Source organism: Pseudomonas sp. C2.3V (assembly GCF_058536325.1).
In genome coordinates, this window is the sequence record NZ_JBZUBN010000001.1 from 437,340 (window position 1) to 458,177 (window position 20,838).

Consider the following 20,838-nt stretch of genomic DNA (forward strand, 5'->3'; position numbering starts at 1 on the left):
GTCAACCGGGGCTTTTTTATTTGAAATAGATAATGGAATCTATTCGTTCTGTGTATCAATAGGGGCTGGCGTAGGGACTGGAGTCGACTGTGTTCTATCGATTTCCTGCTGGATCTGCTCTTCAACTGAGCCAGGTGCTGGCGGTTGATCAACCGGCTGCTGAGGTTGTTGTTGAGCGGGCTGGTCCGCTGGGCTGGAGGTCTCTGGAGCAGCGGTTTGACCGTCTGTGCCCATGATTTCCTGCTCCCGGGTAACACCCGGTTTGAAGTCGCCGGCGAGGCCTACAAGATGATCGCTGTCATCGAAAACCAGGCTCACACGCTCCTGCTGGCGCTGACCGCCACCCGGCTGCATGCTATAGAGGTAATCCCAGCGATTAGCGTGAAAAGTATCGGTAATCAGGGGGCTCCCCATGATAAACCTTACTTGTCGTCGGGTCATTCCTGGGCGAAGCTGGTCTATCATGTCCTGCGTGACAACGTTGCCCTGCTGGATATCAATTTTGTAGACCCCCGGAAAAGAACATCCGGCGAGCGTGGCGAGGCTCAGAAAGGTAAGCCCGGTCAGCGTTAGCTTGAGGTTTTGCATCGGGGGAAGACTTCCACTATCTTGCTAGGCAATGAACTCTGATCATACCTGCATTCCGAAGTGCTGCGAAGCGTTCGAAGCCGAGAAAGAACATGGTTGAAAATAACGAGCTCCGTAAAGCCGGGCTAAAAGTGACTCTTCCAAGGGTCAAGATCCTGCAAATGCTGGATTCCGCCGGTCAGCGCCATATGAGTGCTGAAGATGTATACAAGGCGTTAATGGAGGCCGGCGAGGATGTCGGGCTCGCTACTGTTTATCGTGTATTGACCCAGTTTGAAGCCGCTGGACTGGTGGATCGCCACAATTTCGATGGTGGCCATGCTGTGTTTGAGCTGGCAGATACGGGACATCACGATCACATGGTGTGTGTAGACTCAGGCGAGGTCATCGAGTTCACAGATGCCTCAATCGAAAAGCGTCAGCGTGAGATTGTTGAAGAGCACGGCTATGAGCTGGTCGATCACAATCTTGTGCTGTACGTCAAAAAAAGAAAATAAGCCTTGCTGCGCAATAAAAAACAGCGGCCTTTGCCGCTGTTTTTGTTTCGTCTTAACGCTGTTATTTCGCTGTAACCATCTTTTTGGCATGCGCAAGGGATTCGCGCGTCAGGTCGATGCCCCCTAGCATGCGGGCCACTTCCTCAATGCGGCGCTGTTTGTCGAGTATCGCAACCGCCGTCCGTGTTTCACTGACGCCACGCTCCTTGTGAACAAAGAGGTGGTGATGTCCCTGAGCCGCTACTTGTGGCAGGTGAGTAACGGTTAAAACCTGTCCATCTTCGCCGAGGCGTCGTAGTAATTGACCTACAATTTCAGCGGTAGGCCCGCCGATCCCTACATCCACTTCGTCGAATACAAGCGTAGGGACGCGTGACGTCTGGGCTGTGATGACCTGAATGGCCAAGCTGATACGAGACAGCTCGCCTCCTGACGCTACCTTGGCCAGAGTTTTCAACGGCTGACCAGGGTTTGCGCTTACGCGAAACTCCACCGTTTCTTGACCGTAAGGTTGCAGGTCGTCTGAGGGTTCAGGCTGTAGCGTAATAGAGAAACGACCACCAGGCATGCCGAGGCGCTGCATCTCTGTCTCTACGGCTGCCGCCAACTCGGGCGCACGGGTTTGTCGCCGTTCGCTCAGTTCATTGGCCTTTTCTTGATAATGACGTGCATACGCTGCCAGCTCTTCCTGGAGGCGCTCAACCGCTGCATCATCAGCATTAAGCGACTCGAGCTCACTCTGAAGCTGTGTCTGCAAGTGAACAAGTTCTTCGGGCTGTACGCGATGTTTACGCGCCATGGTGTAGATGGCATCCAGGCGCTCCTGTACTACCTGTTGGCGCTCTGGATCGGCCTCGAAGTTATCGATAAAGCGGTTGAGTTCGGACACGGCTTCTTCGATCTGTATCTGCGCCGAACCAATCAGGTTTGTCGCTTCCTCCAGCGGTTTGGGCGCATGACTGAATCCGCCCAGGCGGTGAGTGCTTGTGTTCAGGGCCGACAGGACGTTGCCGCCTTCACCCTCACTGCATAGGTCGATGACCTGACGACAGGCAACAAGAAGCTGCTCTGCGCTGGCTAGTGTCTTCTGCTCCTGTTCAAGTGCTTCGATTTCCCCTTCGCTCAAAGCGAGATTTGCCAGCTCTTCAAGCTGGTAACTCAGCAACTGATAGCGAGCTCGTTGTTCTTCACTGCTACTCGACAGTCGCTCAAGGGTTTGCTTGGTCTGGCGCCACCGCTGTGAAGCCAGCTGTACCTGGCGTGCCAGCTCTTTTGCCTCGGCAAATTCATCCAGCAAGCGGCGATGGGTATCCGTTTTCAGCAGTGACTGATGTTCATGCTGGCTATGGATGTCGATGAGCAGGCTGCCCAATGCCTTAAGGTCCCCTTGAGGGCAGGGCGACCCGTTGATGTAGGCCCGCGAGCGACCTTCGGCTGTAATAACACGGCGCAAAATACACAACCCATCATTATCAAGGTCTCGCTCGGCCAGCCAGCTTTGCGCCTCGGGGATGCGTTTCAGATCAAAGGTGGCCAGGATGTCCGCCTTGTCAGCGCCAGGGCGTACTACGCCGCTATCTGCCCTGTCGCCCATGGTAAGGCCGAGCGCATCGAGCATGATCGATTTGCCGGCGCCCGTTTCGCCGGTAATCACTGTCATGCCACGCTCAAGTTCAAGATCGAGATGTTCAACAATCGCGTAATTACGGACGGACAGATGCACCAACATGTGGGTGGGCTCCGAAATCTGTTGATCTGGTTATTTATTCAGTGGTGTTCATTTATACAGTTTTTCTTTTCGTTCTGGCAATAAGCTCAACCCTTGAAGCTTTAAATGCCGGCCCCATATAGCGGGCAGAACCGCAGGCTTTGCAGCGCTTTATATGGTGCCTCGCCTGCCAACTGATTCGACAGGAGGACGACATGGCTGACGAACAAAATCCAGATATTCAAAAGCCTGAAACCAATCAAGACGCCCAGGCTTCTCAGGGAGATGACCTGGCTGCTCGCGTAGCGTCATTGGAAGAGCAGCTAGCGGCTGCACAAGATCAGATGCTGCGTAGCGCAGCTGAGTTGCAGAACGTCCGTCGCCGCGCTGAGCAGGATGTCGAGAAAGCGCACAAGTTTGCCTTGGAAAAGTTCGCGGGCGACCTATTGGCTGTGATCGATAGCCTTGAGCGTGGTCTTGAGATGTCGGATGCCAACAACGAGGCGCTGCGCCCTATGCGTGAAGGCATGGAGCTGACGCTCAAGGTTTTCCAGGACACGCTCAAGCGTTACCAGGTAGAGGTTATTGATCCGCATGGTGCGCCCTTTAATCCAGAGCATCACCAGGCTATGGCAATGGAGGAAAGTGCCAATGTCGAGCCGGGCAGTGTGCTGAAAGTTTTCCAGAAGGGCTATTCCATCAATGGGCGCCTGTTGCGTCCGGCCATGGTGGTTGTCAGCAAGGCGCCTTCGAGTCAGCAGCCGACAATTAACGAAAAGGCTTGAAATAATCTGCTCGATCCCCATTTGGTGAAACAACCGAGCAAAAAAGATCCGCAGACGGATCGCACGGAATCAAGATTTCTGGAGAGTGAACATGGGTAAGATCATTGGTATCGACCTGGGGACGACCAACTCCTGCGTGGCCATCCTCGAAAACGGCAATGTAAAGGTGCTTGAGAACGCTGAAGGCGCTCGCACCACGCCGTCCATTATTGCCTACACCAACGATGGCGAAACACTGGTAGGTCAGCCTGCTAAGCGTCAGGCGGTGACTAACCCGCAAAACACGCTGTACGCCGTCAAGCGTCTGATCGGCCGCCGCTTCGAAGAGAATGTGGTACAGAAAGATATCCAGATGGTGCCTTACAGCATCGTCAAGGCAGACAATGGTGATGCGTGGGTAGAAGTGAAGGGCCAGAAGATGGCTCCTCCGCAGATTTCTGCCGAAGTGCTGAAGAAGATGAAGAAAACCGCCGAGGATTACCTGGGCGAGACAGTAAGCGAAGCGGTAATTACCGTTCCGGCCTACTTCAATGATAGCCAGCGTCAGGCTACCAAGGATGCCGGTCGTATCGCAGGCTTGGATGTTAAGCGAATCATCAACGAGCCGACGGCTGCTGCGCTGGCGTATGGCCTGGACAAGGCCAAGGGCGACCACACCGTTATCGTGTACGATCTGGGTGGCGGTACCTTCGACGTGTCCGTGATTGAAATCGCGGAAGTGGATGGGGAACACCAGTTCGAAGTACTGGCGACCAATGGTGATACCTTCCTGGGTGGTGAAGACTTCGATATTCGTCTGATCGACTATCTGGTAGACGAATTCAAAAAAGAAAGCGGCATCAACCTCAAGGGTGATCCGCTAGCTATGCAGCGTCTGAAAGAAGCTGCTGAGAAAGCCAAGATCGAGCTTTCTTCGGCTCAACAGACTGATGTGAACCTGCCGTACATTACCGCAGACGCAACAGGTCCCAAGCACCTGAACGTGAAGATCTCCCGTGCCAAGCTGGAGTCGCTGGTTGAGGACTTGGTCGAGCGCACCATCGAGCCCTGCCGTACGGCACTGAAGGATGCCGGTATCGATGTGTCCAGCATCGATGAGGTGATCCTGGTTGGTGGTCAGACGCGTATGCCTCTGGTTCAGAAGCGTGTAGCTGAGTTCTTTGGCAAAGAAGCACGTAAAGATGTCAATCCTGACGAAGCGGTAGCTATCGGCGCTGCGATTCAGGGTGCCGTACTGGCAGGTGACGTTAAAGATGTTCTGCTGCTGGACGTAAGTCCGCTGACGCTGGGCATCGAAACCATGGGCGGCGTGATGACTCCGCTGATCGAGAAAAACACTACGATTCCAACCAAAAAGTCGCAGGTGTTCTCGACGGCAGATGATAACCAGAGCGCTGTGACTATTCATGTGCTGCAGGGTGAGCGTAAGCAGGCTGCACAGAACAAGTCCCTGGGTAAGTTTGACCTGGCTGAGATTCCGCCAGCACCCCGTGGCGTACCGCAGATCGAGGTCACATTCGATATTGATGCCAACGGCATTCTGCATGTGTCTGCCAAGGACAAGGCCACTGGTAAGCAGCAGTCCATTGTCATCAAGGCGTCTTCTGGTCTTTCCGAAGAAGAGATCCAGCAGATGGTTCGTGATGCCGAGGCCAATGCTGATGAGGACCGTAAGTTCGAAGAGCTGGTAACTGCACGTAACCAGGGCGATGCGCTGGCGCACGGCACGCGCAAGATGCTTACCGAAGCGGGTGACAAGGCGAGCGCTGACGAAAAAGCGGCCATCGAAAAAGCGCTTGGTGAGCTTGAAGCAGCGGTGAAGGGTGATGACAAAGAGGCCATCGAGGCCAAGATGAACGCTTTGTCTCAGGCTTCTGCTCCGTTGGCTCAGAAGATGTATGCTGAGCAGCCTGCTCCAAATGCAGAAGGCGCAGCCAAGGCAGATACCAACAGCGACAAGCCTGCCGGCGATGACGTTGTGGATGCCGAGTTCGAAGAGGTCAAGGACAATAAGTAAGCCTCGCGCTTGCTTGAGCCCCGGCAGGTCACTTGACCTGCCTGATCCGCTGCGCGGGAGCCTGCCTCCCGCGTTGGCGTGTCTGGAGGGTTGAAAAATGAAGGTGCAGGAAACTTATGGCCAAGCGTGATTATTACGAGATTCTTGGTGTCGAGCGTGGCGCTAGTGATGCTGACCTGAAAAAGGCTTACAGGCGCCTTGCGATGAAATATCACCCGGACCGTAATCCGGGCGATAAGGCCGCTGAGGAAAAATTCAAAGAGGCCAATGAGGCCTATGAAGTGCTGTCTGATGCGGGTAAGCGCTCTGCATACGACCAATATGGGCATGCAGGGGTTGATCCCAGCATGGGGGCTGGTGGCTTCGGCGCCGGAGCAGCAGGCGCCAGCTTCTCCGACATATTTGGCGATGTGTTTAGTGATTTCTTTGGTAACGCTCGTGGAGGCGGACGTGGTGGTCCGCAGCGTGGCGCAGACCTGCGTTATACGCTGGATCTAGACCTTGAAGAGGCTGTACGTGGCACTAATGTCACGATCCGTGTCCCAACACTGGTCGGGTGTAAGACCTGTGATGGCAGCGGTGCAAAGTCCGGCACGTCGCCAACTACCTGTACGACCTGTGGTGGTATTGGTCAGGTTCGCATGCAGCAAGGCTTCTTTTCGGTTCAACAGACCTGTCCGCGGTGTCATGGCACTGGCAAGATCATTCCTGAGCCATGCCAGACCTGTCATGGTCAGGGGCGTATCGAAGAGCAGAAGACGCTGTCGGTCAAGGTTCCGGCAGGTGTTGATACCGGTGACCGCATCCGCCTTTCTGGCGAGGGCGAGGCGGGAACAATGGGTGGCCCGGCCGGCGATCTATACGTGGTTGTGAACGTTCGTGAGCATGCCATCTTCCAACGTGACGGTAAGCATCTCTATTGTGAAGTGCCGATCAGCTTTGCCGATGCGGCGCTGGGAGGCGAACTAGAGGTGCCAACGCTCGACGGCCGCGTGAAGCTCAAGATTCCAGAAGCCACCCAGACAGGCAAAATGTTCCGCTTGCGCGGTAAGGGTGTTGTGCCTGTGCGCGGGGGTGGTGCGGGTGATCTGATGTGCCGTGTGGTGGTCGAGACGCCTGTTAATCTGGACAAGCGCCAGCGTGAGCTGCTCGAAGAGTTCCGTAATACACTTCAAGGCAATAGCTCGCACTCGCCGCGTGCCAGTGGGTGGTTCGATGGTATGAAGCGGTTTTTCGACGATCTATAAGCTAGGCGGGCACAGGCCTGGCGGCGTGTCGGCCTGTTGCTAGCGGCATGGAGCATAACAATGCGACGTATAGCAGTAATGGGCGCCGCCGGGCGCATGGGTAAGACGCTGGTTGAAGCCGTGCAGCAAACCAGTGGCGCGGCGGGACTGACGGCAGCGGTGGATCGTCCTGACAGTACCTTGGTTGGAGCGGATGCCGGTGAGTTGGCTGGCATTGGTCGTATCGGTGTGCCTTTATCTGGCGATCTGGCGCGGGTTGCCGATGAGTTCGATGTGCTGATTGATTTTACTCATCCAACCGTAACGCTACAGAATCTGACTTATTGCCGTCAGGCAGGCAAAGCCATGGTCATTGGGACCACCGGCTTTACTGCAGAGCAGAAACTTATGCTCATGGAGGCGAGTAAACAGGTTCCGATCGTGTTTGCAGCCAATTTCAGTGTAGGCGTCAACCTGTGTTTGAAGCTTCTTGACACGGCTGCTCGTGTGCTTGGAGATGAAGTTGACATTGAAGTCATTGAGGCTCACCACCGGCATAAAGTTGATGCTCCTTCCGGTACAGCGTTGCGTATGGGCGAAGTCGTTGCGCAGGCCTTGGGCCGAGATCTGAATGAGGTGGCTGTATACGGTCGTGAAGGTCAAACCGGAGCACGTGACCGCAAGACAATTGGTTTTGCTACTGTGCGGGCGGGCGATGTGGTTGGAGACCATACGGTATTGTTTGCTGCCGAGGGCGAGCGAGTCGAGATTACCCACAAGGCGTCAAGTCGCATGACCTTTGCAAAGGGTGCGGTCCGCGCGGCGCTGTGGCTGGAGGGGAAAGAGCCTGGCCTTTACGATATGCAGGATGTTTTAGGGCTGCGTTGAGTTATCTTTTCGCTAGGCACTTATGGGATGCGCTTAGAGGTGCTTTAGATTATCTAGTTTCGTTTTGGCATCTAAGGCGATGAGCTGCATCAATAAGTATGGATTTTCTCAAGTAATTTCCGTATCATGCAGCTTTAGTGTGTCCACTAAAGCCAGCGCAGCATGATCTAATAAAAAAGCGGGATGCGGTTCATACCACATCCCGCTTTTTTACAACCTGCGTTTGCCTCTTCAGACTAGATTTTGGGAGGTCTCTTGACTAAGCCAGCCATTCTCGCACTTGCCGATGGCACGATTTTCCACGGAGAATCCATCGGTGCCGACGGTCTTACAGTCGGTGAGGTGGTGTTTAATACCGCTATGACCGGCTATCAGGAAATCCTCACCGATCCTTCCTATGCCAAGCAACTCGTAACCCTTACTTATCCTCACATTGGCAACACCGGTACGACACCTGAAGACAGTGAGGCCAATCAGGTATGGGCCTCCGGCCTGATTATTCGTGATCTTCCCCTGGTAGCCAGCAACTGGCGTAACAAGCAGTCACTTCCTGACTATCTTCGTGCCAATCAGACCGTAGCCATTGCTGGAATTGATACCCGCAAGCTGACCCGGATTCTGCGTGAAAAGGGCGCTCAAAACGGCTGCATTCTTGCAGGTGATGACATCACTGAGGCGCAGGCGCTTGAAGCAGCCCGTGCGTTCCCAGGCCTCAAGGGAATGGATCTTGCCAAAGAGGTGAGCGTCAAGCAGTCCTACGAATGGCGCCGCTCTGTTTGGGGGCTGGAGACAGATAGTGCTCCAGAGATTCCGGCTGACCAGTTGCCTTACCATGTGGTTGCGTTTGACTACGGTGTCAAATACAACATCCTCAGGATGTTGGTTGCTCGCGGCTGCCGAATTACTGTTCTGCCCGCGCAAACCCCAGCCAGCGAAGCCTTGGCGTTAAATCCTGATGGTATATTCCTAGCCAATGGTCCGGGAGATCCTGAGCCTTGTGATTATGCAATCCAGGCTATTCAGGAAGTGCTCGAAACAGACATTCCCGTTTTCGGTATCTGCTTGGGGCATCAGCTTTTAGCGTTGGCCTCTGGTGCGCGTACAGTGAAAATGCCTAACGGGCACCATGGTGCAAACCACCCGGTGCAGGACCTCGATACGGGTGTTGTGATGATCACCAGTCAAAACCACGGCTTTGCTGTAGATGAAGCGACATTGCCGGGCAACGTTCGTGCAACTCACAAGTCGCTGTTCGACGGTACCCTCCAGGGCATCGAGCGTACTGATAAGGTCGCGTTCAGCTTCCAGGGTCATCCGGAAGCAAGTCCGGGGCCGCATGATGTGGCGCCACTGTTTGATCGCTTCATCAATGCCATGGCGGGGCGGCGTTAATAAATGGCCTGGTCGGAGTTGGGTATCACTGACCTTTGGACATATATAGCGGGTGTGATTTTCGTCGTATTGCTGCCCGGTCCCAACTCCCTCTTTGTGCTGGCGTCCTCTGCAAGAAGAGGCGTGGCAGCCGGTTATCGTGCTGCCTTTGGCGTCTTCTTTGGGGATGCGTTGCTTATGACGCTATCCGCGTTGGGAGTAGCCTCACTCCTGAAAGCCGAGCCCCTGTTTTTCATGGGACTCAAGTACCTGGGCGCAGCTTATCTACTGTATCTAGGTGTAGGAATATTACGTGGCGCTTGGCGTCAGTGGCGTTATCCCCTGTCGCCCATTGAGCAGCAGACTCAAGAAGAGGGCATCGACAAGCCTTTTAGAAAGGCACTTCTATTGAGTTTGTCGAATCCAAAGGCCATTTTGTTCTTTGTGTCTTTCTTCATACAGTTTGTCGATCCCGGGTACGCTCATCCAGGGTTGGCATTCGGGGTGCTCGGGCTGATTCTTGAAGTGATTAGCGCGATATACCTCAGTTTTCTGATTTTTACCGGTGTGCGTTTGGCGGCCTGGTTCCGCCAGCGGCAGCGGCTCGCCGCCAGTGCCAATACTGGTGTAGGCGCATTATTCGTTGGCTTTGGTGTGAAGCTGGCGACCGCAACTCTGACTTGATTACTGCAACGAGAATCCCATGCCCAAGCGTACAGACATAAAGAGCATCCTGATCCTCGGTGCCGGCCCTATCGTTATCGGCCAGGCCTGCGAATTCGATTACTCCGGTGCACAGGCCTGTAAGGCCCTGAAAGAAGAAGGTTTCCGCGTCATTCTGGTGAACTCCAATCCGGCCACCATTATGACTGACCCATCCATGGCTGATGCGACCTACATCGAGCCTATCAAGTGGGCGACGGTAGCTAAAATCATTGAGAAAGAGCGCCCTGACGCGCTGCTGCCTACCATGGGTGGCCAGACAGCGTTGAACTGTGCGCTGGACCTTGAGCGTCATGGCGTCCTGGAAAAGTTTGGCGTCGAAATGATCGGTGCCAATGCTGATACGATTGATAAGGCAGAGGACCGCTCCCGTTTCGACAAGGCCATGCGTGCCATCGGCCTGGCCTGTCCGCGCTCGGGTATTGCCCACAGCATGGAAGAGGCGTACGGCGTGCTGGAGCAGGTTGGTTTCCCTTGCATCATCCGCCCATCCTTCACTATGGGTGGCAGTGGTGGCGGTATTGCCTATAACCGTGAAGAATTCGAAGAGATTTGCTCTCGCGGTCTGGACCTTTCACCAACCAACGAGCTTTTGATCGATGAGTCTCTGATCGGTTGGAAAGAATACGAAATGGAAGTTGTCCGCGACAAAAAGGACAACTGCATCATCGTCTGCTCCATCGAAAACTTCGATCCTATGGGGGTGCATACGGGCGACTCCATCACCGTTGCGCCTGCGCAGACGCTAACCGATAAGGAATACCAGATCATGCGTAACGCCTCCCTGGCGGTGCTGCGTGAAATTGGTGTAGAAACCGGTGGCTCCAACGTGCAGTTCGGTATCTGCCCTGATACAGGTCGCATGGTTGTCATCGAGATGAACCCACGTGTCAGCCGCTCTTCAGCGCTGGCATCCAAGGCCACTGGTTTCCCGATTGCCAAAATTGCAGCCAAACTCGCAGTTGGCTACACGCTGGACGAGCTGCAGAACGACATTACCGGTGGGCGCACCCCGGCATCGTTCGAGCCGGCTATCGATTATGTCGTAACCAAGATACCGCGCTTTGCCTTTGAGAAATTCCCTAAGGCTGATGCTCGCCTGACTACCCAGATGAAGTCAGTGGGTGAGGTAATGGCGATCGGTCGTACCTTCCAGGAATCGGTCCAAAAAGCATTGCGTGGCCTGGAGGTTGGCGTAAATGGATTTGATCCCAAGCTCAATCCAGAAGATCCTGAAGCCGATAGCATTCTCAAGCGCGAACTTACAGTGCCTGGCGCAGAGCGTATCTGGTACGTCGGAGATGCGTTCCGTCGTGGTCTGAGCGTTGAGCGTGTGTTTGAGCTGACCAAGATCGATCCGTGGTTCCTGGTGCAGATCGAGGACCTGATCAAGGATGAAGAAAAGGTCAAAACCCTGGGGTTGGCGGATGTCGATCGTAATCTCATGTGGAAGCTCAAGCGCAAGGGCTTCTCGGACGCACGTCTGGCCAAGCTGCTCGGTGTGACGGAAAAAAGCCTGCGTCGCCATCGCTACAAGCTGGAAGTGCTCCCGGTCTACAAGCGTGTCGATACCTGCGCCGCAGAGTTCGCGACCGACACTGCGTACATGTACTCCACGTATGAGGAGGAGTGTGAGGCCAACCCATCCAGCCGTGACAAGATCATGGTGATTGGGGGTGGCCCCAACCGTATCGGACAAGGTATCGAGTTCGACTACTGCTGTGTTCATGCGGCTCTGGCTATGCGTGAAGATGGTTACGAAACCATCATGATCAACTGCAACCCCGAAACCGTGTCGACGGATTACGACACGTCTGACCGCCTGTATTTTGAGCCGGTTACGCTTGAGGACGTGTTGGAAATCGTGCGTGTCGAGCAGCCTAAGGGTGTAATCGTTCAGTTCGGTGGCCAGACACCGTTGAAGCTGGCTCGCGCGCTGGAGGAGGCCGGGGTTCCGATTATCGGTACCAGTCCCGATGCAATCGATCGTGCTGAGGATCGTGAGCGCTTCCAGCAGATGATCGAGCGTTTGAATCTGCGCCAGCCGCCGAATGCTACTGCTCGCAGCGAAGAAGAAGCGATTGCTGGTGCCAAGCGTATCGGTTATCCGTTGGTGGTTCGCCCTTCATATGTGTTGGGTGGCCGTGCCATGGAAATCGTTTACGAAGAAGAAGAGCTCAAGCGCTACATGCGCGAAGCGGTGCAGGTGTCCAATGATAGCCCAGTGTTGCTGGATCACTTCCTGAACTGCGCGATAGAAGTAGACGTGGATGCAGTATGTGACGGCAAGGACGTAGTCATTGGCGCTATCATGCAGCACATCGAGCAGGCGGGTATCCACTCGGGTGATTCGGCGTGCTCATTGCCTCCGTACTCCCTGCCGGCACACATACAGGATGAAATGCGTGAGCAGATCCGGAAAATGGCGCTGGAGCTTGGCGTGGTCGGACTGATGAACGTGCAGTTGGCCCTTCAGGGGAACGATGTTTATGTGCTGGAAGTAAACCCGCGTGCCTCCCGTACAGTGCCATTCGTTTCCAAGTGCATTGGCGAGTCACTGGCCAAGGTAGCGGCACGTGTAATGGCGGGTAAAACCCTGGAAGAGATCGGGTTTACCAAGGAGATCATTCCGCCTTATTACAGTGTTAAGGAGGCAGTGTTCCCCTTCGCCAAATTCCCTGGCGTCGATCCGCTTCTCGGCCCAGAAATGAAATCTACCGGAGAGGTCATGGGCGTAGGCGACAGCTTCGCCGAGGCATTCTCGAAAGCCCAGTTGGGTGCGAGTGAGATCCTTCCCAATAGTGGTTGTGCCTTTATCAGTGTTCGGGATGACGATAAGCCTTTTGTCGCTGAAGTGGCTAAAGAGCTGGTTGAGCTGGGCTTTGAGGTTGTTGCTACGGCTGGTACGGCCCGTGTCATTGAGGAAGCTGGCCTGCCGGTTCGCCGTGTTAACAAGGTGACTGAAGGTCGCCCACACGTTGTCGACATGATCAAGAATGATGAAATTACATTGGTGATCAATACAACCGAAGGTCGTCAGTCTATTGCTGACTCCTACTCAATTCGCCGGAATGCGCTTCAACACAAGATCTGCTGCACGACAACGCTTGCAGGCGGCCAAGCGATTTGTGAAGCTTTGAAGTTTGGTGCAGAAAAGACTGTGCGCCGGCTTCAAGATTTACATGCAGGAATCAAGGCATGAACAAATATCCTATGACAATCCAGGGCGCTCGCGCCCTGGAGGAAGAGCTCAAGCATCTCAAGACGGAGCTTCGTCCCCAAATTACACAGGCGATTGCCGAGGCGCGCGAGCTGGGTGATTTGAAAGAAAATGCGGAATATCATGCGGCTCGCGAGCAGCAGGGTATGGTCGAGGCGCGTATTCGTGATATCGAAGGGCGTTTATCCAATGCCCAGGTAATCGATATCACAACGATTCCGCGCTCGGGCAAGGTGATTTTTGGTACAACCGTTGAGATCATAAACGTTGATACGGACGAGTCGGTGACGTATCAGATCGTTGGTGACGACGAGGCAGATATAAAGTCTGGCAAGATCTCGGTTAGTTCTCCAATTGCTCGCGCATTAATCGGCAAGCAAGAGGGCGACGCGGTGATCGTCAAGACCCCGGGTGGCGATGTTGAATACGAAATCGTCGAAGTGCGTCATATCTGATGTAGGTAGCCAGCTGTCCAATCGCTTCCCTTGAGGTAGCGATTGGAGGCGGGTAGGCAGGTTGTCAAAAGATGACTTGCCGAACAAGCATTAAGGTGAGAGGTCTGCCCAAGGTGGGCCTGCTTTCTCTTCCCATCAGACAGAATGCAGTTATCTGTATGCCTGATTCGTCCCGGGCATTACAGGCTGTGGCGGACTACGTTTGAAAGCGAACGGTTCTGCGGCTGAGCCTTGCGATAGATAAGTGCCATTTTGCCAATGGTCTGAATCAGGTCGCATTTGGCGGACTGGCAAAGTTCTCCCATTAGGGTTCGCCGATCTTCGCGCTCACTTAAATTGAACTTGACCTTGATGAGTTCATGATCGTTAAGTGCCCGCTCAAGCTCAGCCAGTACACCTTCAGTAAGACCATTTTCACCTACTATCAATACAGGCTTTAAATGGTGTCCGATAGATTTGAATTGCTTTTTCTGCTCTTGATTGAGAGCCATAATTAAACCCCAGAGAAAAGGTATCTATTGTACCCTAGCGGCTAGGTATAGCCCAGAAGGACAGGATAAAGTACGCGTGGCTCGATCAGAAAAGCAGCGTGTTTTTGCTCAGGTAACATTGTTCAGAGTGTTTTCGCGCAACATAAAGTTTTGAACGAATTGGCAAGGCGACTAGTGGAGCTTCCGAAGACCTTGTTATTTCTGATAGGGCCCCAATATGTGGGGTTTGAGTACAGTAAGTCAGCTGCAAGCTAAATATTTTGTAAGCTGGCGCCTGATCTTGCGCAGTGTCTACTGCGTCCGGCTGGTGAATTCTTAATCAAAATATTTCAAGACGAGGGGTTTGGCAGTTACCTGAAGCTGGAGCGGGAGAACTTCGACAAGGTTGTTATGCGCACGTCTTCTGCGTCACAAGATCGTCTGCATGAGCAGTATTTGCTGGTGCGAGGCTTAAAGGTAACGCGCAGTCAGATGCAACGGCAGACTCTTCTGAAAGTCTCAGCTAAAGTGAGAAGAGCGACGGATCTCATAAAGGGTTACAGACGGCCGCTGCTCAGCGTCAGCGTTGTGTAGTAACTTACCGGCCAATAGCCGGTTTCGATACGAACGGTTCCAAGCGAAGCCGGCTCAGAGGGTAGTCAATTGAACGATATGGCAAAGAATCTGATTCTGTGGCTCATCATCGCGGCCGTACTGGTCACGGTGATGAACAATTTCTCCAGTCCCAATGAGCCGCAAACGCTCAATTATTCTGACTTCATCCAACAAGTGAAGGACGGTCAGGTTGAGCGTGTGACTGTCGACGGTTACGTCATCACGGGAAAACATCGTGGCGGCGATACGTTCAAGACGGTTCGGCCTGCTATTCAGGACAACGGTCTGATTGGTGATCTGGTCAACAATAATGTGGTCATTGAAGGCAAAATGCCTGAACAGCAGAGCATCTGGACGCAGCTACTTGTAGCGAGCTTCCCGATTCTGGTGATCATTGCCGTGTTCATGTTCTTTATGAGGCAGATGCAAGGCGGCGCAGGTGGACGCGGCGGCCCCATGAGCTTCGGCAAGAGCAAGGCACGACTACTATCTGAAGATCAGGTGCGAACAACGTTCGCAGACGTTGCTGGCTGTGATGAGGCGAAAGAAGAAGTTACCGAGCTGGTAGAGTTTCTGCGTGACCCCGGTAAGTTTCAGCGTCTGGGTGGACGTATTCCTCGTGGTGTGCTGATGGTAGGTCCGCCCGGTACAGGCAAGACCCTGTTGGCAAAGGCTGTTGCCGGTGAGGCCAAGGTACCTTTTTTCACTATTTCAGGTTCCGACTTCGTTGAAATGTTCGTGGGCGTTGGTGCTAGCCGCGTTCGTGACATGTTTGATCAGGCGAAAAAACATGCGCCCTGCATTATTTTTATCGACGAGATCGATGCGGTTGGCCGCCACCGTGGAGCGGGCATGGGCGGTGGTCATGATGAGCGTGAGCAGACCCTGAACCAATTGCTGGTTGAGATGGACGGCTTCGAAATGAATGACGGTATTATCGTCATAGCTGCTACCAACCGTCCTGATGTACTTGACCCTGCTTTACTACGCCCGGGTCGCTTCGATCGTCAGGTCGTAGTAGGTCTTCCAGATATTCGTGGTCGTGAGCAAATCCTTAAGGTTCACATGCGGAAAGTTCCAATGGGAGATCGTGTGGATGCCGCTGTTATTGCGCGTGGCACCCCGGGGTTTTCGGGCGCTGACCTTGCCAATCTGGTAAACGAAGCCTCTCTATTTGCAGCGCGTTCCAATAAGCGCACCGTAGATATGCGTGAATTCGAGTTGGCCAAAGACAAGATCATGATGGGCGCAGAGCGCAAGACAATGGTCATGTCCGAGAAGGAGAAGCGCAACACTGCTTATCACGAGGCGGGGCACGCTATCGTAGGTCGCCTGGTGCCTGAGCATGACCCTGTCTACAAGGTCTCGATTATTCCTCGTGGACGCGCTTTAGGTGTAACCATGTTCCTGCCTGAGGAGGATCGTTACAGTCTGTCCAAGCGGGCGTTGGAGAGTCAGATCTGCTCGCTGTTTGGAGGACGAATCGCTGAGGAGATGACGCTTGGCTTCGAAGGCGTCACTACTGGCGCTTCGAATGACATCATGCGCGCTACTCAGTTAGCTCGCAATATGGTCACCAAGTGGGGCTTGTCTGAAAAGCTCGGCCCGCTACTCTACGGTGAGGAAGAAAGTGAAAGCTTCCTGGGTCGTGGTTCGGGTGGTGGTAGCGGCAGCATGTCAGGTGAGACAGCCAAAGAGATCGACTCTGAAATCCGGCGAATCATCAATGACTGTTACAACACAGCCAAGCGTCTGTTGGATGAGAATCGAGACAAGCTGGAAATGATGTCTGACGCTCTGATGAAGTACGAGACGATTGATGCTGATCAGATCGACGACATCATGGCAGGTCGTGTACCGAGGGAGCCGCGTGATTGGCAGGACGGTTCAGGTCCTACCGGCACCAATGCTACTCAAGGAGATAGTCGTCCCGAAACACCAATAGGTGGACCGGCAGGCGAGCACTAATTTCTCCATGATTCCTGTTTCAATCCAAACCCGACTGCTTTGCGGCAGTCGGGTTCTTGATTTATCACATCCCCATGTCATGGGGATCCTCAATGTCACCCCTGATTCCTTTTCTGATGGCGGCCGGTTTAATACCTTGGATAGCGCGCTGTTTCATGCACGTGCTTTGGTATCGGCAGGTGCCACCCTTGTTGATATTGGCGGCGAGTCAACAAGGCCTGGAGCTCCCGCTGTTTCAGAGGACGAAGAACTCAGTCGGGTAGTGCCTGTAGTTGAAGCTATATCTAAAGAATTGGACGTTATCATTTCGGTTGATACCTCTTCACCTCAGGTGATGCTTGAAAGTGCAAAGGTGGGGGCGGGACTGATTAATGACGTGCGTGCCTTGAAGCGTCCCGGTGCGCTTGAGGCTGCCGCTGCAACAGGCTTACCTGTCTGTCTGATGCATATGCAGGGTGAGCCTGGGACAATGCAGCAAAACCCTCATTATGAGGATGTGGTTACCGATGTGATTGCCTTCCTGAGTGAGCGGGTTGCTGCTTGTGAAAATGAAGGGATTCGTCGCGACCAACTTATTCTTGATCCTGGCTTCGGGTTTGCCAAAACGCTTGAGCATAACCTTGTTCTGTTCAAGCGTATGCCAGAGTTGTTTGAGCTAGCGTTGCCGCTGTTAGTAGGCGTTTCACGTAAGAGCATGATCGGGGCGGTCCTGGCCAGGCCTGTCGAAGAGCGTTTATATGGCAGTCTCGCTTTAGCTGCACTCGCGGTTGCCAAGGGAGCCAGTATTATCCGGGTGCATGATGTAGAGCAGACGGTTGATGTTATAAAAATGATTGCTGCGGTAGAGCAGGCTTAAGGCAAGGCGATAGCAATGGCTAGAAAGTATTTTGGAACAGATGGAATTCGTGGTCGCGTAGGTGAGTATCCCATTACCCCTGACTTTATGTTGAAGTTGGGATGGGCTGCGGGCATTGCGTTTCGTAGTCAGGGTATCTGTCGTGTCTTAGTAGGTAAGGATACGCGTAACTCTGGTTATATGTTCGAATCTGCACTTGAGGCCGGGCTTTCAGCCGCTGGCGCAGATGTCATGCTTTTAGGGCCGATGCCAACACCAGGTATCGCTTATCTTACACGTACATTCCAGGCTAATGCCGGTATTGTTATCAGTGCCTCCCATAACCCGTTCTACGATAACGGGATCAAGTTCTTTTCCGGGTTGGGCACTAAGCTGCCCGATGAGGTAGAGCTGATGATTGAGGAGTTACTGGATCAGCCGATGACTGTTGTGGAGTCTGCTCGCATCGGTAAAGTATCTCGTATCAATGATGCCGCAGGGCGCTATATAGAGTTCTGCAAAAGTAGTGTGCCAGCGGGTACCAGTTTTGCTGGTATGCGGGTCGTAGTCGACTGTGCTCATGGTGCGACTTACAAGATTGCTCCAAGTGTCTTCCGTGAGCTGGGTGCTCAGGTTAGTGTTATCGGTGCTCAGCCAGATGGTCTCAACATCAACAAAAATTGCGGCTCTACTCATTTAGGCGAGCTGCAGAAGGCTGTGCGGGATCAGCATGCTGACCTTGGTATTGCCTTTGATGGCGATGGTGATCGTGTGTTGATGGTTGACCATACAGGCGCAATCGTTGATGGGGACGAGCTCTTGTTCCTGATTGCGAAGGATCTCAAAGGCCGCAACCGCCTTGATGGTGGGGTCGTGGGTACTCAGATGAGCAATCTAGGGTTGGAGCTTGGTCTGGCTGAGTTGGAAATTCCATTTGCCAGGGCCAAGGTCGGCGACCGCTATGTCATGGCTGAGCTCTTGTCCAAGAAATGGACGCTAGGTGGCGAGAGTTCTGGTCACATTGTATGTTGCCAGTACACCACAACGGGCGATGCCATTATTTCCGCTTTGCAGGTTTTGATGGCATTGAGGCGCGCTGGGCAAACATTGGCAGAGGCGCGCAAGGGCCTCAAAAAGTATCCTCAAGTGCTTATCAATGTGCGCTACTCCGGAGACGTAGACCCCTTGGCGCATCCTGACGTACAAAAAGCATGTACAGAGGTGACCGAGCAAATGGCGGGCAAAGGGCGTGTTTTACTGCGTAAGTCGGGAACAGAACCGCTTGTTCGGGTAATGGTTGAAGGCAGCGACGAACGCCAGGTTCACAAGCATGCAGAAGCCTTGGCTAAGCTGGTAAGTGAGGTATGTGCTTGATTTGGCTTGTCAAAGCAAAAAAACTTAGATAATATCTGCGCCCACTTCGCTCACTGAGGCATTAGCATGCGCAAGCCTTTGGTCGCTGGTAACTGGAAAATGCACGGAACACGTGCAGATGTAGCCGAGCTGATAGAAGGGTTGAGTAAGCTCGCCTTGTCTGATGAAGTTGAGATGGTAGTGTTTCCGCCATTTCTGTTTATTGATCAGGTAGAGGTAGGCCTTGCGGATAGTAGTATAGGCCTCGGCGCGCAAGATTGTGCCGTGCAGCCTGAGCAAGGTGCGCTCACTGGTGAGATAGCAGCTTCTCAGTTGCGTGATGTGGGCTGTGGATATGTCCTTGTAGGGCATTCCGAGCGTCGTTTGATCTTGCTAGAAGATGACGATACGGTTGCAAAAAAGTTTGCTTCAGCCCAAAAGATGGGTATAGTGCCGGTCCTTTGTGTTGGTGAGACTCGAGAGCAGCGAGAAGCTGGTAAGACCTTTGACGTTGTTAAAGGGCAGCTCAAATCTGTAATAGATGTGCTGGGTATCGAGGCTTTTGAGTCTGCGGTTGTAGCCTATGAGCCTGTATGGGCGATAGGTACAGGATTGACAGCAACTCCTGATGAAGCTCAGGCGGTGCATCAGGAACTGCGACAGTTTATCCGCTCTTATAGCAATGTTGTGGCTGATAAAGTTCGGCTGCTATACGGTGGAAGTGTAAAGGGCGGTAATGCTGCCGAATTGTTCGGTATGCCTGATATCGATGGTGGGCTTGTAGGTGGAGCCTCCCTAAATGCGAATGAATTTGGCGTGATTTATCACGCTGCTGGAAGTAAATGATGTTAGAAACTCTAGTTGTTGTCGTGCATCTGCTAATGGCGCTGGGACTGGTTGTCCTAGTTCTTCTTCAGCAGGGTAAGGGTGCGGACGCTGGTGCTTCTTTTGGTGCGGGTGCTTCGGGTACTGTTTTTGGAAGCCAAGGTTCTGCTACCTTTTTGAGTCGTTTTACTGCTATACTGGCGGCGGTTTTTTTTGCTACTAGTTTAGGTTTGGCTTATTTCGCTAAGGAAAAAGCCAACGCGTTGCAGGAAGTGGGACTTCCTAAGCCTGCAGCCATGCAGCAGGCACCTGAGGTTCAGAAGCCTGCGGCAAATGATGATGTTCCCATGTCACAGCAGAAACCTTCGACATCCTCAGAAGGTGATGTTCCGGGAAATCAGAAATAGTAAGAAGTTTTTGCCGAAGTGGTGGAATTGGTAGACACGCTATCTTGAGGGGGTAGTGGCCAACGGCTGTATGGGTTCGAGTCCCATCTTCGGCACCATATTTAGACACTGAAAATAGTGTCGTGAGCGTAAGTAGATTGACCTGAAAGAGACTCTTTCTTATACTTTCGCTCCAGCTTTGACGCGGGGTGGAGCAGTCTGGTAGCTCGTCGGGCTCATAACCCGAAGGTCGTAGGTTCAAATCCTGCCCCCGCAACCAGTCAACAAAGGCCCCTTTATAGGGGCTTTTTGTTAGCTGAACAATCAGGTCGTGCGTTCTTGCAGCGACCACAAGGGATGGGCGTTATCGCCCATTTTTTATTTGCACAGCATGCGTGAGGCAACCAGGTGTCGAGCAAGCTAGAACAGTTGCAAGCCATGCTGGCCCCCGTCATCGAAGCGCTTGGCTATGAATGCTGGGGCATCGAGTACATTTCCCAGGGCCGGCATTCTCTGCTAAGGGTCTATATCGATCATTCAAACGGAATTCTGGTTGAGGACTGTGAAAAAGTCAGTCGTCAAGTTAGCGGGATTTTAGACGTAGAAGATCCTATTCCGGGCGAATACACCTTGGAGGTTTCATCTCCAGGTATGGATAGACCTTTATTCACTCTTGAGCAATTCAACGCTTTTGTCGGTGAGCAAGTAAAAATAAGGCTTCGTTCGCCTTATGAAGGCCGCCGCAATTTTCAAGGCCTTTTGCGCGGTGTGGAAGAACAGGATGTCGTGGTTCAGGTTGATGACCATGAATATCTGCTTCCCGTCGAGATGATCGATAAGGCTAATGTCATTCCCCGATTTGAATAAGGCGCAAATCCGCGGATCCCAAAGGATTGCGACAGGCGAGG

General features: G+C 53.2%; 19 protein-coding genes and 2 tRNA genes. 18 read left to right on the top strand and 3 right to left on the bottom strand.

The window, feature by feature from the left end:
- Positions 1–39: 39 nt before the first annotated feature.
- Positions 40–588 (bottom strand): outer membrane protein assembly factor BamE, encoded by a 549-nt coding sequence (locus tag AC4LF3_RS02180; RefSeq protein WP_010796790.1) that lies wholly within the window; start codon positions 586–588, stop codon positions 40–42.
- 92 nt (positions 589–680) lie between these two features.
- Here AC4LF3_RS02180 and fur point away from each other — a divergent pair, with 92 nt between their 5' ends.
- Complete coding sequence (gene fur, locus AC4LF3_RS02185) at positions 681–1,085, top strand: ferric iron uptake transcriptional regulator (protein ID WP_010796791.1); 405 nt, start codon at positions 681–683, stop codon at positions 1,083–1,085.
- 61 nt (positions 1,086–1,146) lie between these two features.
- Here fur and recN read toward each other — a convergent pair whose 3' ends face one another.
- Complete coding sequence (gene recN, locus AC4LF3_RS02190; RefSeq protein WP_010796792.1) at positions 1,147–2,814, bottom strand: DNA repair protein RecN; 1,668 nt, start codon at positions 2,812–2,814, stop codon at positions 1,147–1,149.
- A gap of 194 nt (positions 2,815–3,008) precedes the next feature.
- Here recN and grpE point away from each other — a divergent pair, with 194 nt between their 5' ends.
- From grpE to greA, 8 genes are all read left to right on the top strand, one after another.
- Positions 3,009–3,578 carry a nucleotide exchange factor GrpE gene (gene grpE / locus AC4LF3_RS02195; protein ID WP_010796793.1) on the top strand — a complete coding sequence of 190 codons (570 nt, stop codon included), beginning with the start codon at positions 3,009–3,011 and terminating at the stop codon, positions 3,576–3,578.
- Between the two features lie 91 nt (positions 3,579–3,669).
- Positions 3,670–5,595, top strand: a complete 1,926-nt coding sequence (gene dnaK, locus AC4LF3_RS02200) for a molecular chaperone DnaK (protein WP_010796794.1) — start codon at positions 3,670–3,672, stop codon at positions 5,593–5,595.
- A 116-nt stretch (positions 5,596–5,711) separates the two neighbouring features.
- A complete protein-coding gene (gene dnaJ / locus AC4LF3_RS02205; protein ID WP_491834693.1) occupies positions 5,712–6,842 on the top strand; it encodes a molecular chaperone DnaJ in 1,131 nt (376 codons plus the stop codon).
- Positions 6,843–6,902: 60 nt separating this feature from the next.
- Complete coding sequence (gene dapB, locus AC4LF3_RS02210; RefSeq protein ID WP_010796796.1) at positions 6,903–7,709, top strand: 4-hydroxy-tetrahydrodipicolinate reductase; 807 nt, start codon at positions 6,903–6,905, stop codon at positions 7,707–7,709.
- Between the two features lie 255 nt (positions 7,710–7,964).
- The gene (gene carA / locus AC4LF3_RS02215) at positions 7,965–9,101 is read left to right on the top strand and encodes a glutamine-hydrolyzing carbamoyl-phosphate synthase small subunit (protein WP_074829484.1); all 1,137 of its coding nucleotides are present in this window, start codon (positions 7,965–7,967) and stop codon (positions 9,099–9,101) included.
- A 3-nt stretch (positions 9,102–9,104) separates the two neighbouring features.
- On the top strand, positions 9,105–9,764 hold the full coding sequence (gene leuE, locus AC4LF3_RS02220) for a leucine efflux protein LeuE (RefSeq protein WP_010796798.1): 660 nt from the start codon (positions 9,105–9,107) through the stop codon (positions 9,762–9,764).
- Between the two features lie 19 nt (positions 9,765–9,783).
- Positions 9,784–13,005 (top strand): carbamoyl-phosphate synthase large subunit, encoded by a 3,222-nt coding sequence (carB, locus tag AC4LF3_RS02225; RefSeq protein WP_010796799.1) that lies wholly within the window; start codon positions 9,784–9,786, stop codon positions 13,003–13,005.
- Positions 13,002–13,478 (top strand): transcription elongation factor GreA, encoded by a 477-nt coding sequence (gene greA / locus AC4LF3_RS02230; protein WP_010796800.1) that lies wholly within the window; start codon positions 13,002–13,004, stop codon positions 13,476–13,478. Before carB ends, greA begins: the two co-directional genes overlap by 4 nt.
- 179 nt (positions 13,479–13,657) lie before the next feature.
- Here greA and yhbY read toward each other — a convergent pair whose 3' ends face one another.
- On the bottom strand, positions 13,658–13,969 hold the full coding sequence (gene yhbY, locus AC4LF3_RS02235; RefSeq protein ID WP_491834694.1) for a ribosome assembly RNA-binding protein YhbY: 312 nt from the start codon (positions 13,967–13,969) through the stop codon (positions 13,658–13,660).
- A gap of 267 nt (positions 13,970–14,236) precedes the next feature.
- Here yhbY and AC4LF3_RS02240 point away from each other — a divergent pair, with 267 nt between their 5' ends.
- From AC4LF3_RS02240 to rimP, 9 genes are all read left to right on the top strand, one after another.
- Positions 14,237–14,542 (top strand): SAM-dependent methyltransferase, encoded by a 306-nt coding sequence (locus AC4LF3_RS02240; protein WP_376748341.1) that lies wholly within the window; start codon positions 14,237–14,239, stop codon positions 14,540–14,542.
- 78 nt (positions 14,543–14,620) lie between these two features.
- Complete coding sequence (gene ftsH / locus AC4LF3_RS02245) at positions 14,621–16,531, top strand: ATP-dependent zinc metalloprotease FtsH (RefSeq protein ID WP_019366086.1); 1,911 nt, start codon at positions 14,621–14,623, stop codon at positions 16,529–16,531.
- A gap of 7 nt (positions 16,532–16,538) precedes the next feature.
- The gene (folP, locus tag AC4LF3_RS02250; protein WP_491834695.1) at positions 16,539–17,387 is read left to right on the top strand and encodes a dihydropteroate synthase; all 849 of its coding nucleotides are present in this window, start codon (positions 16,539–16,541) and stop codon (positions 17,385–17,387) included.
- 15 nt (positions 17,388–17,402) lie between these two features.
- Positions 17,403–18,740 (top strand): phosphoglucosamine mutase, encoded by a 1,338-nt coding sequence (gene glmM / locus AC4LF3_RS02255; protein ID WP_289929651.1) that lies wholly within the window; start codon positions 17,403–17,405, stop codon positions 18,738–18,740.
- A gap of 66 nt (positions 18,741–18,806) precedes the next feature.
- Entirely contained in the window at positions 18,807–19,565 is a 759-nt protein-coding gene (gene tpiA / locus AC4LF3_RS02260) for a triose-phosphate isomerase (RefSeq protein WP_286790295.1), read from the top strand.
- A complete protein-coding gene (gene secG, locus AC4LF3_RS02265; RefSeq protein ID WP_312509750.1) occupies positions 19,565–19,951 on the top strand; it encodes a preprotein translocase subunit SecG in 387 nt (128 codons plus the stop codon). Before tpiA ends, secG begins: the two co-directional genes overlap by 1 nt.
- 12 nt (positions 19,952–19,963) lie before the next feature.
- Positions 19,964–20,049: transfer RNA gene (locus AC4LF3_RS02270), tRNA-Leu, on the top strand.
- A gap of 84 nt (positions 20,050–20,133) precedes the next feature.
- A tRNA-Met gene (locus tag AC4LF3_RS02275) sits at positions 20,134–20,210 on the top strand.
- 128 nt (positions 20,211–20,338) lie between these two features.
- Positions 20,339–20,797, top strand: coding sequence for a ribosome maturation factor RimP (gene rimP, locus AC4LF3_RS02280; RefSeq protein WP_010796808.1), 459 nt, complete (start codon positions 20,339–20,341; stop codon positions 20,795–20,797).
- The last annotated feature ends 41 nt before the right edge of the window (positions 20,798–20,838 follow it).

Bases quoted from the DNA above. Each gene is read 5' to 3' on its own strand.
- AC4LF3_RS02180 (WP_010796790.1), bottom strand. From the start codon at position 588: ATGCAAAACCTCAAGCTAACGCTGACCGGGCTTACCTTTCTGAGCCTC.
- fur (WP_010796791.1), top strand. From the start codon at position 681: ATGGTTGAAAATAACGAGCTCCGTAAAGCCGGGCTAAAAGTGACTCTT.
- recN (WP_010796792.1), bottom strand. From the start codon at position 2,814: ATGTTGGTGCATCTGTCCGTCCGTAATTACGCGATTGTTGAACATCTC.
- grpE (WP_010796793.1), top strand. From the start codon at position 3,009: ATGGCTGACGAACAAAATCCAGATATTCAAAAGCCTGAAACCAATCAA.
- dnaK (WP_010796794.1), top strand. From the start codon at position 3,670: ATGGGTAAGATCATTGGTATCGACCTGGGGACGACCAACTCCTGCGTG.
- dnaJ (WP_491834693.1), top strand. From the start codon at position 5,712: ATGGCCAAGCGTGATTATTACGAGATTCTTGGTGTCGAGCGTGGCGCT.
- dapB (WP_010796796.1), top strand. From the start codon at position 6,903: ATGCGACGTATAGCAGTAATGGGCGCCGCCGGGCGCATGGGTAAGACG.
- leuE (WP_010796798.1), top strand. From the start codon at position 9,105: ATGGCCTGGTCGGAGTTGGGTATCACTGACCTTTGGACATATATAGCG.
- carB (WP_010796799.1), top strand. From the start codon at position 9,784: ATGCCCAAGCGTACAGACATAAAGAGCATCCTGATCCTCGGTGCCGGC.
- greA (WP_010796800.1), top strand. From the start codon at position 13,002: ATGAACAAATATCCTATGACAATCCAGGGCGCTCGCGCCCTGGAGGAA.
- yhbY (WP_491834694.1), bottom strand. From the start codon at position 13,969: ATGGCTCTCAATCAAGAGCAGAAAAAGCAATTCAAATCTATCGGACAC.
- ftsH (WP_019366086.1), top strand. From the start codon at position 14,621: ATGGCAAAGAATCTGATTCTGTGGCTCATCATCGCGGCCGTACTGGTC.
- folP (WP_491834695.1), top strand. From the start codon at position 16,539: ATGATTCCTGTTTCAATCCAAACCCGACTGCTTTGCGGCAGTCGGGTT.
- glmM (WP_289929651.1), top strand. From the start codon at position 17,403: ATGGCTAGAAAGTATTTTGGAACAGATGGAATTCGTGGTCGCGTAGGT.
- tpiA (WP_286790295.1), top strand. From the start codon at position 18,807: ATGCGCAAGCCTTTGGTCGCTGGTAACTGGAAAATGCACGGAACACGT.
- secG (WP_312509750.1), top strand. From the start codon at position 19,565: ATGTTAGAAACTCTAGTTGTTGTCGTGCATCTGCTAATGGCGCTGGGA.